The following is a 9,778-nucleotide window of genomic DNA, read 5'->3' on the forward strand; positions in this document are numbered from 1 at the left end:
GATCGGGCCTGTTGAAAAATGCGGGACATGCCGGGTTGCTCCTTCGTTTTGACCCTACTCAGAGGAGCAGCGCCATGATGGGACCAACCTGTCGCGGTGGGCGGGAAGGGGCGTCCTGCCGCACCATAGAAGCCATGTTGCCCACAGACCACCTGCTGCGTCGCATAGACCGATGTCTTGAGACGAGCGAACTCAGGCAAGCGCTGGCTGGTCACTACAGCACGCGGGGACGACCATCGATCGACCCGGAACTCCTCATCCGGATAACGCTGATCGGTCGTATCTACGCGATCCCATCCGAGCGGCGTCTGTGTGAGGAGTTGCGTTATAATCTGGCTTACCGCTGGTTCTGCCGCCTCGCACCAGGAGACAAGGTTCCGCACCACTCGACATTCAGCAAGAACCGGCACGGTCGCTTCCGCGACGCCGGCGTGTTCCGGACCCTGTTCGAGGGCACGGTTCGACGCTGCATCGGCGAAGGTCTTGTTGGCGGTAAGGATGCCGCAATCGACGCCTCGTTCATCGAGGCTGACGCATGCTGGCAGCGCAAGACGATTCCCGGCTACTTGCCTTACGTGGCCAACGCAGGTCGCCCGGTCCGTGAGTGGCTGAGCGATCAGAGCAGTGTTGTTACGAAGCCGCGCGGCTCCAAAGACTTTGACGGCGTATCGCGGACCGACCCGGCTGCAGCTTGGTCGGCGCGACCGGGCCGTGCGCGGTTCGGCTATGCACTGAACGCGCTCGTCGACACCCCGAGCGGCGTAGCGCTCGATATCGAGGCCACGCCCGCTCGCTTTGCGGAAGAGGTCAATGCCGGCCGCGTCATGCTCGGGCGGTCCGCCGATCGTTTCGATTACCACCCCAAGCGGGTTGCGGCCGACAAGGCCTATGGCAGCGCCCACTTCCTCGGCTTCGTGCGGGACCACGGTGCAATCCCGCACATCCCTGTGATCGACCGCACGCAGCAGACCAAGGGCAAGCTGCCAAGAACAGCCTTCACCTATGATCGGGATACCGACAGCTTTATCTGCCCGACTGGCAAGCCGCTCCCGCACCACGCCTTCCATCTGCCCACCGGCGTGCATCGCTATGCCGCCGATGCCCGAGACTGCGAGACGTGCGTGCTTCGGAAGAAATGCACAACGGCGCGGCGTCGTACTCTGGTCCGTCTGGATGATGAGGACGTCCGCGATCTTGCCAGAGCCGAGGTAGAAACCGGCCTCTACAAGCGGTCGATGCGGTTGCGGCGCGGGGTGGAACGGTTCTTCGCTGACGCCAAGGGCAAGCACGGCATGAGGCGGCTTCACCTGCGCGGCATCCGCGGAGCGGAAGAAGAGTTCCTGATCGGCGCGGCGGTGATGAACCTTATGATTCTGGCGCGTCCACACCGGCTGACGGGCAAGCCACGCCGGGGTGCCTGCGTTCCCGCGGCCCTGACCCCAGCTGCAATCTCGGCCCGATCGATCGAACACGACGTGATCGTCCCGCCAGCTCGGCGATATTCCTGATTGCTGAGGCACGATCCGCTTCATCACGCGGCGCGCAGTCGTTCTTTGCGGTACGGTACACCGTCAAGCAGCGCCTGGCCCGGCGCCTTGGGAGTGCCGTCACCATTTACGTACATATAGAGCGTCGTCGTCGTCATCCCGAGACGCCGTGCGACATCGGCTGCGATCGCATTGCGATCGGACATTGCGGCCATCGCCATCGCCAGCGTCGCCTTATCCATCTTGCGGGGTCGTCCACCCATCCGCCCCCGGGCACGCGCCGCGGCAAGGCCCGCCTGTGTGCGCTCGGCGATCAGTTCGCGCTCGAACTCGGCAAAGGCGGCGAAAATGCCGAAAGCGAGGCGACCGTTGGCGGTAGTAGTGTCGATCTGCGCGCCGGCACCCGTGAGGACCTTCAAGCCAATGCCACGCTCGCGCAGCGCCTCGGCAGTGATGACCAGATGCCGCAGGTCGCGCCCGAGACGATCCAGTTTCCAGAGGACCAGTGTATTACCGGGCTGCAACGACTTGAGGCAGGCAGTCAGGCCGGGACGCGCATCATGGCGGCCCGAAGCGAGATCTTCATAGATGCGTGAGGGATCGACGCCAGCGGCGAGCAGCGCATCGCGCTGCGGCGCTAGTGTTTGCGATCCGTCAGCCTTGGACACCCTCACATATCCAATGAGCATCATTACCCCGCCAGAAAAGATATCCACCACCCTGCAATGTGTTGGTGGTTTCCGCAACGGGTTTTCCGATCTCCAGGGGGCGCCATCGAGGCAAAAGCTGCTACCGCCAGAAAACCGGTCGTTTTTCTTGTTGCCCAGTGACAATCACGATGAGCGCCTGCGCGTCATTGCAATGCGCGGTTGGGGTCTGCTTCGGGAGTGCGTACCCGGACCGGAAGCAGCCTCCAACCGCTTCGGCTTGATCTGCGGGTTGCCCTGCTGCCATCCTGCCGTGGCACCGTGGACGAGGCAGACCCTGATCGTGAGTGACAAGTTGTCATATCCTGTCGGCCCTTCAGGCCGGGGACGTTCGGCGTCAGTTTCTCACAAGTGCGGCAAACACTTCACGCATCTGGGTCGAGGGAGAGGGATCGTGCACTTCTTGAAGGATCGAACCGGACCACTGCGAGAGAAGGATGCGCGCCAGTTGGATGCTCGGCATCGCTGGCGTCAGGCCGGTACGCCTCAACAGATGGGAGGTGACGTCGGCGAAGGCGGCCTCGTACGCGACCTTGACCGGTTCGAAGCGCGTGCGGAATGGCGCATTGCGTCGTGCGTGAAGGTGAAGCTCAACCATCAGTACGGAATGACGCGCATCAACGGACAGGGCATCCAGGCTGCGCCCGATCGTATCCAAGATGGACTCTGCGGTTTGATGACGGGTATCCGCCACCAACGTGTCGAGCTTTCGGGCCAGGCTCGCCATGTGCTCTTCGACCAGCGTGAAGAGAAGATCGTCCTTGCTGGCGAAATACGAATAGAATGCGCCCTGCGAGAAGCCAGCGCGTTCGCAGATGCCGCGGATCGAGGCGGCTGCGACCCCGCTCGCGACGATCAGCCCGATCGCGGCGTCTAGCAGTCGCGCCCGCGTCTCCATCCGCATCTCGGGACGCTTCCTGCGGCCTGGCATCCCCCGCGTCGTTAGTGTTGCCTCGTATTCCACCAGACCGGAATGCAATCTGTTAGGTCCGAGGGCAACAGCCGCGCCGGCATTGCAACTAATATATCAGGTGATATGTTACAGGCATTCTCGTCTAGGAAAGCTGCCACGCGTGATACCCAGCCGCCCCATTGCCTATCGCGACGATCTTGAGGTCGAGCAGCCGGACGAGGCTGCGCTGACGCGAGAGATCGTGGCTCAGATGGCGGCGACGCAGGCTGCCCATGCGGAGCGGCATCGTCATGCGCATCGGGATGCACATGCGAAGAGCCATGCAATCCTGAAAGGGCAGATGACGGTTCATCCGGACCTCCCGGCCGAACTGGCCCAAGGCATCTTCGCCCACCCTTGCGAACATGAGATCGTGGCCCGGCTGTCATCGGCACCGGGCGATATTCACAGCGATTCGGTGCCAGCACCACGTGGCTTCGCGCTCAAGGTCATTGGCGTTGGGGGCGAGCGCCTTACGCCCGATCTCGGCGGAGCCAATCAGGATTTCCTGATGGTCAATTTTCCGACTCTCGCCTTCGGTACGATTGCCAAATACAAGGTCATGCTAGGCCTGCTCGAAAAGAACGCGGATGCGCCTGAGGCGGCGCAGAGGCTGATCGCCGCTGCCGCCCGCGGCGTAAAGGGCGCGTTGGAAGCACTGGGTGCTTCCCCCGGTGCCACGCTCGACGGACTGGCGCGCGACCACGCGCACATGCTGGGCGAGACATTCCACACGCAGGCGGCTATTCGCTACGGCGATTATGTTGCGAAGCTGTCGCTGGCACCGGTTGGAGCGGTGGCCGAACTGACCGGACGGCAAGTCGAAGCGGGCTTTTCGACCATGCGCGACGCCGTGGTCGACCATTTCCGCCACGCCGGCGCCACCTATGAACTACGCGCGCAACTCTGCGTCGATCCGAATACGATGCCAGTCGAGGACGCGGCAGTCCTTTGGGATGCTACCCTCTCGCCGCATCGCGCCATCGCGACACTGACCTTCCCTCCACAGGATGCCTACGCCCCGGCTAGGCAGGTGCACGGGGACGATCACCTCGCCTTCAATCCGTGGAACGGAGTTGCAACGCACCGGCCGCTCGGCGGCATCATGCGGATCCGCAAGGCAGCGTACGAATCATCTTCGGGCCAGCGGCACAGACTGAATGCCGTGGCTCGACGCGAACCGCGTTCGCTCGATGAAATTCCGGATTGATTCGTATCGAAAGGACATCATCCATGGCCGACACCACAGATCCCCGGCTCGACGACGAAAGTCGTCTTGCAGAGTTTCGTCGCGTCGCTGCAGAAATAGCTGCCGATGCCCCGACACTCGCCCGAATTGCGATCGAGGGCATGATCCGCAATCACAATCCGCTGTTGAAGGGTACTGCCGGGTCGGCGGGGAGAGCCGGGCGGCAATCGGGCAACGTGTCCGAACTGACAGCAATCGCGACGCTGAAGCCCGGTGGCGCCGACCGGCTGCGCCGCATCTTTAACCTGACCGGCGGCAATTTCGACGGCGCGCAGAAGGTGTCCACGCTTCACGACATGCGCTTCGTCCTGTTTGATGATGATACGCGCATCCTGTTCGCCACGGCGTACGACGGTGATTGGGATACCTATATCAACGACTTCGCGACGAAGATCCCTGAGTTGATGGACCTGTTGTTCGCCAATATCGAAGGGTGGCCCGGTATTGCATCGGCCGCCGTCAAGGATTTTATCGCCGATCACCAGATCGACGCAGCCGGTTGGTTCGTTGCCAACCCGCAGGTGACGGTCGTGGACGTGCGGCGCCTCCAGCGTATGGAGACGGCGCTTGATGCCTTCCTCGATTCTATGGCTAGCAACACCGCCGCGGATCCTGCGACACGGGACGCGCTGGCCCTGCTGTCGAACCAGGTGTCGGTGCCCCACGGGGTGGATTACTGATGGGTATCCTCCAGCACCTCAAGGACCGCTTCCGCCCTGACCGTGTGACGCTCCAACTGGATGACATCCAAGCGTTGATCCTACGTGCGCGACCTGAACCTTATGTCGGCATACATGCGATGCTCCACGTCGACGACGCCGCGGGTGGTCGCGATCTCTTACGACGGCTCGCGCCGCATATCCCCGCTGCAGCAGACTGGACCGAAGAACTTACTGCATGGACCGGCGTGGCGATCAGCCACGCCGGTTTGAAGGCGCTTGGGGTGCCCAATGCTTCGCTCGCCAGCTTTCCCCTGTCGTTCCGCCAAGGGATGGCGGCGCGCGCGGACCAGTTGCGCGACGCGGGCGAAAATGCTCCCGAGCAGTGGGAGGAAGCCTATCGCCACGATCAGTGCCACATCGCGCTCACCATCTTCGCGTCCGATCAGGCCCGGCTCGACGAAGCGACCGACCGGGCGATGTCCGAATATCATGCGTCGAGCGGCGTGACGCTGATCGGAACGCACCGCTTCGGAGCTGATGCAGATGCTAAGAACCCATTCGGCTTTCGTGACTCAGTGTCACAGCCGACCGTCGCGGGAGCCGGGGTCGATCCACAGCCGGGACAGGAACGCGCAATCGCGCCGGGCGAGTTTATCCTCGGCGAGGACAGCGAAACGGGAGCGCCGCTGCAGATACCTCATCCTGACGCGCTGGGGCGAAACGGTTCCTATGTCGTGCTGCGTAAGTACGACAGTCGCCCAGGGGCGTTCAACGATTTCGTGCGCGGCCACGCAAAGGATGAGGCGGCGCAGGAGCTGTTGGCCGCCAAGATGTTCGGCCGCTGGAGATCGGGTGCACCGCTGATCCTGTCGCCGACTCGCGACGACGAAGTGCTGGGTGCCGATCCATCGCGGCGTAATGAATTCGACTTTTCGGGCGACAAGTCCGGAACTGTGTGCCCGCACGGCGCGCACATGCGACGCCTTAATCCACGTGGCGAGCGGCTGACGATTCTGACAGACGAAAACATTCACAGGATCATTCGCCGTTCCTCGACCTTCGGACCGAGATGGTCGGCCGACTTGACCGCCGCAGATGATAGTCGGGACGATCGCGGCATCTTCTTCATCTTCATCTCTGCCCGTGCGTTCGATACGATCGAATTCCTGCAGCAGGAATGGATCAATCGCGGTAATTTCATCGACTTGGGCGATGAGCGCGATCCCATCGTTGGCCTACACGACGAGCCGGGTCGCTTCACCATTCCTGCCGAGCCGGCTCGTAGTCGTATCGATGGCGTTACCACCTTCAACCGGCTGCGTGGCGGCGAGTATATGTTCATGCCTTCGCTCACCGCCTTGCGGTGGATTGCTGCGGAATCGTGGAACTGACATGGAGCAGGATACCGGCCACTATGTCGAGTACCCCCATCCCATCCGGGCGGGTCCAGGCGCAATCGATAATCTCGCTCATGTGAACAATGCCATTTACCTCATGTGGATGCAGGAGGCGATCGGTGCTTTGTGGCGCAAAACGGCCCCTCTCGGGCAGGTGAAAGCACTGACCTGGGTCGCGCACCGGCATGACGTGGTATACAACCGGCCGGCTGTGCTGCACGACCTGCTCATCGCTGTGGTGCGCGTGACCGGCTATCAAAGCTGTTGCGCTCAGTTGGAAACTCGCTTCGAGCGTCACGGGAAATGCGTGGCAATGATTAAATCCACGATGATATGCGTTGATCGTGCGTCGGGACAACTCAAGTGTATCCGCCCCGATCTTGCCCGCCATTTCCGTCTTTTCAAAGACGAAGCGGTCGCGACCGCTGGAGCCACATCATGATACGGCTGTTCCTCCGCTCCAACGCGATCACCGCATTGGCGTTCGTCGCAGGGTGCACTACACTCGACCGTGCGCCATTCACCGCAGCGCAAAGCGCCACAGCCATGATCGCTGGTGCGCCGCAAGCCCGGTTCTGGGCGGATGCGCCGGACGCCGCGCAGCGGATGCGACCCGACGTGTCGGCAGGGCAGCCAGTGACGATGTTGGCACTATCAGGCGGCGCGGACGAGGGTGCCTATGGCGCCGGCGTGCTCAACGGCTGGACACAGAGCGGTACGCGTCCGGCGTTCAGCATCGTCACCGGGGTCAGCACCGGCGCGCTGATCGCTCCCTTTGCCTTTTTGGGCAAGGAAGGCGATGCCTCGATCGCCCGTTTCTACACTAGCGTATCCGCCAAGGACATATTTCACCCCCGTTTCCCGCTTGCGATCCCGGGTTCTACCAGTGTTGCTTCCACCGCTCCGCTTGCGAAGCTGATCGCCCGTGAGGTGACGCCGGAGCTTGTGGCGCGCATCGCCGAGGAGCAGGCGAAGGGCCGACGCCTGTTTGTCGCTACCGCCAATCTCGATGCGCAACGCAGCGTTATCTGGGACATGGGGGCCATCGCCTCCAGCGCGCTGCCGAACAAGGTGGCGTTGTTCCGCCAGGTATTGCTTGCCTCATCGTCCATCCCGGTCGTGTTCCCGCCGGTGGTGATTGACGCGTCCGCAGGTGGCGCACACGTGCGCGAGCTTCACGCCGATGGCGGGACCACCGCAGGTATTCTTGCGATCCCGCCGCACCTTGCGGTAAGCGATGTACCCATCGACGATGCCGCCCGCATGCATGTCTACCTGCTAATGAACAGCCGGCTCGGTGGCGATTTTCAGATGGTGAAGCCCCGGCTCGTCCCGATCCTGAAACGCGCCTTCGCGCTCAACCAGCAGGCGGCGCTGCTGACGCTGGCGGATACCAGCTACGTCTATGCGCATCGCCATGGCATCGACTGGAACGTGACGTTCATCGGGAACGACGTCGCGCCAAGCGACAAGTTATTCGAGAGGGGGTACATGCGCCGCCTGTATGCTTATGGGGTGGAGCGAGGACGCGCCGGCACGTGGCTGAAAGCACCGCCCACAACGGCCGATCTTCTCATCGCAGATCATCCCGATCATCGCTAGCGGCATTATGCCGGTATGGATCGTCCGTCTGAAGTAGCGTAAGATCGAGATAGCAGGCGTGAAGATAATCGCCAGATAGGCTCCGCAATGCGAAGTAGGGGACATCGCCAATAGGACTGATATTCATTGCTAATTGCGCTCTCGGGAAGGCTCGTTTCCTGAAGCTTTACCTGCTTTCTTTTCACATGGCCGCTGAAGGTACAATTACGCATGCAGCGCATTCCTTCCCGTCCAGCTATCCGACGGTTCGAGCCAAGCGACCTGCCCGCCGGGCTGATCCTCCAAGCGATTTCGTACCCAGCGTTTCTGCACGAGGACGCCGAAGCGTTCGCCAGTCGCCTCAGGCTAAGTGCATCCTACTGCTTTGTGGCTGAGCGTGACGGTGCAGTCATCGCGTACCTTCTGGCTCATGGTTGGATCCGCCAGTCACCTCCGCCGGTTGGAAGCGTCCTCTCCGATACGGCTGGCGAGGTGCTGTTCGTCCATGACCTCGCAGTCTCGGTCGCCGGCCGGGGCTTGAACATCGGGCGAGCCCTTGTCTGGCACGCGGTCGCATCGGCGGCTCGCGACGGACTTCTTCAGGCGGAATTGATCGCCGTAGAGAAGGCTGCTGGGTATTGGCGCGCTCTCGGCTTTGCAGAAGAACCCGTCTCGCCCGAGCTATCCCTCAAGATCGCCACCTATGGCCCCGAGGCGCGGTGGATGACCCGCAGCATCTCAGACTTGTCTCCGAAACATGACAAGAATCTTGCAAATTGATGCGGTAACATTTGCCCCGACTTACTCTCGCTCTCTCCCATGGCGTCCCGTATACCTGATTGTTCCATTCGTTGGAGCGCCAGATAACGACCCGCACACGCGCCGCGTTACATTGCGGTCCTGTGATCATGGGCACTCCCTTCCTGATAGTGGTCGCGTATACGGCGACATGGGCGCTCACTTCATTGCGATGCTCGGCTACGATTCCGGCATCGTGGTCGACTACCTGTGCTCGCTCGAGAACGAACTTATCGGGCCTAAGTTCGGAAGCAGCGATCAAGGCGTGATCGCTCGTCGGTTGCCAGGGTGGAATAGCCGCAGGGGCTGACCATGACGGGCACATGGTAGTGCGCGGCGGGGTCGTTGACGCGAAATACGAGATCTATCTTAAGAAAATGGCGCCGCCTTCGCGTCCGGGTAGCCCGACATCTCAAATCGCAGCTTGTAGGTGCCGGGCGCGAACCGCGACGGCCCGCCGAACGAGCGGGAGCGGCCGTTCTCGTCAGTCCGGCTAAGCCTGGTCTCATCCCACCGGCCTTTGTCGCTTTTCCTGAGCAGAACCATCGGCACGTCACGCTTTCCGATAACGCTAGCGAGGTCGAGCACATGTGTCGAGATTTCCGCGGCAGTCACGGAGCGCCGCAAAGGGCCTGAAGCTTGGCTTTTGGCGTCTGCCCGCTTACACCTCACCCGATCAACACCTTCTCTCTCGAAGGTGGTGGTGGGACACCCTTGAGGCACTTGCACGCTGCCAAGGTTCGTCTGCGAGAAGGGGACGCCGGCGTATTTCGGCAATTGGTACCGCTCCGTCGCCTGTGTTTCGTGGCGGGGCGGTATCCAAACTCATCGAGACCGTTGAAAAAGGCCTGCGCGAAATCGGCGTGGCGGATGTTTGGTGACGCCGGACACCGGAGGATGCGCCGCGTATCAGGCCGGCGCGGCCTGCCGGGCCAGCAGCTGAAG

12 protein-coding genes are annotated in these 9,778 nt (G+C 62.0%); 7 read left to right on the forward strand and 5 right to left on the reverse strand.

The features are described 5' to 3' along the window. The first annotated feature begins 74 nt into the window (after positions 1-74). The gene (locus U1708_RS18505) at positions 75-1,508 is read left to right on the forward strand and encodes a transposase (RefSeq protein ID WP_240699135.1); all 1,434 of its coding nucleotides are present in this window, start codon (positions 75-77) and stop codon (positions 1,506-1,508) included. A gap of 23 nt (positions 1,509-1,531) precedes the next feature. Here U1708_RS18505 and U1708_RS18510 read toward each other — a convergent pair whose 3' ends face one another. The 3 genes from U1708_RS18510 to U1708_RS18520 form a co-directional block, all read right to left on the reverse strand. Further along, positions 1,532-2,176 (reverse strand): recombinase family protein, encoded by a 645-nt coding sequence (locus U1708_RS18510; RefSeq protein ID WP_133192378.1) that lies wholly within the window; start codon positions 2,174-2,176, stop codon positions 1,532-1,534. Between the two features lie 355 nt (positions 2,177-2,531). Next, complete coding sequence (locus U1708_RS18515) at positions 2,532-3,173, reverse strand: TetR/AcrR family transcriptional regulator (protein WP_254687245.1); 642 nt, start codon at positions 3,171-3,173, stop codon at positions 2,532-2,534. Between the two features lie 76 nt (positions 3,174-3,249). Then, complete coding sequence (locus U1708_RS18520) at positions 3,250-3,429, reverse strand: hypothetical protein (protein WP_332747546.1); 180 nt, start codon at positions 3,427-3,429, stop codon at positions 3,250-3,252. Between the two features lie 18 nt (positions 3,430-3,447). Here U1708_RS18520 and U1708_RS18525 point away from each other — a divergent pair, with 18 nt between their 5' ends. From U1708_RS18525 to U1708_RS18550, 6 genes are all read left to right on the forward strand, one after another. Then, positions 3,448-4,356, forward strand: a complete 909-nt coding sequence (locus tag U1708_RS18525) for a catalase family protein (protein ID WP_332747549.1) — start codon at positions 3,448-3,450, stop codon at positions 4,354-4,356. 23 nt (positions 4,357-4,379) lie between these two features. Further along, entirely contained in the window at positions 4,380-5,075 is a 696-nt protein-coding gene (locus U1708_RS18530) for a hypothetical protein (RefSeq protein WP_133192355.1), read from the forward strand. Between the two features lie 227 nt (positions 5,076-5,302). Then, the gene (locus U1708_RS18535) at positions 5,303-6,448 is read left to right on the forward strand and encodes a Dyp-type peroxidase (RefSeq protein WP_332747553.1); all 1,146 of its coding nucleotides are present in this window, start codon (positions 5,303-5,305) and stop codon (positions 6,446-6,448) included. A 1-nt stretch (position 6,449) separates the two neighbouring features. Continuing rightward, positions 6,450-6,896, forward strand: coding sequence for an acyl-CoA thioesterase (locus U1708_RS18540; protein ID WP_165954596.1), 447 nt, complete (start codon positions 6,450-6,452; stop codon positions 6,894-6,896). A gap of 104 nt (positions 6,897-7,000) precedes the next feature. Next, entirely contained in the window at positions 7,001-8,056 is a 1,056-nt protein-coding gene (locus U1708_RS18545; protein WP_332747556.1) for a patatin-like phospholipase family protein, read from the forward strand. A 210-nt stretch (positions 8,057-8,266) separates the two neighbouring features. Continuing rightward, positions 8,267-8,815 (forward strand): GNAT family N-acetyltransferase, encoded by a 549-nt coding sequence (locus tag U1708_RS18550; protein ID WP_151992012.1) that lies wholly within the window; start codon positions 8,267-8,269, stop codon positions 8,813-8,815. A 257-nt stretch (positions 8,816-9,072) separates the two neighbouring features. On the opposite strand, the gene U1708_RS18555 is transcribed toward U1708_RS18550, so the two are convergent. Both U1708_RS18555 and U1708_RS18560 read right to left on the reverse strand, forming a co-directional pair. Next, complete coding sequence (locus U1708_RS18555) at positions 9,073-9,249, reverse strand: hydroxyisourate hydrolase (protein WP_254687248.1); 177 nt, start codon at positions 9,247-9,249, stop codon at positions 9,073-9,075. Then, positions 9,203-9,448, reverse strand: a complete 246-nt coding sequence (locus U1708_RS18560; protein ID WP_254687249.1) for a hydroxyisourate hydrolase — start codon at positions 9,446-9,448, stop codon at positions 9,203-9,205. Before U1708_RS18560 ends, U1708_RS18555 begins: the two co-directional genes overlap by 47 nt. Positions 9,449-9,778 lie beyond the last annotated feature (330 nt).

Origin of the sequence: Sphingomonas arabinosi (genome assembly GCF_036663715.1) — a bacterium.
GTDB lineage: Bacteria > Pseudomonadota > Alphaproteobacteria > Sphingomonadales > Sphingomonadaceae > Sphingomonas.

Coding starts and splice junctions, on each gene's coding strand:
- U1708_RS18505 (WP_240699135.1), top strand. CDS start 75: ATGATGGGACCAACCTGTCGCGGTGGGCGGGAAGGGGCGTCCTGCCGC.
- U1708_RS18510 (WP_133192378.1), bottom strand. CDS start 2,176: ATGCTCATTGGATATGTGAGGGTGTCCAAGGCTGACGGATCGCAAACA.
- U1708_RS18520 (WP_332747546.1), bottom strand. CDS start 3,429: ATGGCTCTTCGCATGTGCATCCCGATGCGCATGACGATGCCGCTCCGC.
- U1708_RS18525 (WP_332747549.1), top strand. CDS start 3,448: ATGACGGTTCATCCGGACCTCCCGGCCGAACTGGCCCAAGGCATCTTC.
- U1708_RS18530 (WP_133192355.1), top strand. CDS start 4,380: ATGGCCGACACCACAGATCCCCGGCTCGACGACGAAAGTCGTCTTGCA.
- U1708_RS18540 (WP_165954596.1), top strand. CDS start 6,450: ATGGAGCAGGATACCGGCCACTATGTCGAGTACCCCCATCCCATCCGG.
- U1708_RS18545 (WP_332747556.1), top strand. CDS start 7,001: ATGATCGCTGGTGCGCCGCAAGCCCGGTTCTGGGCGGATGCGCCGGAC.
- U1708_RS18550 (WP_151992012.1), top strand. CDS start 8,267: ATGCAGCGCATTCCTTCCCGTCCAGCTATCCGACGGTTCGAGCCAAGC.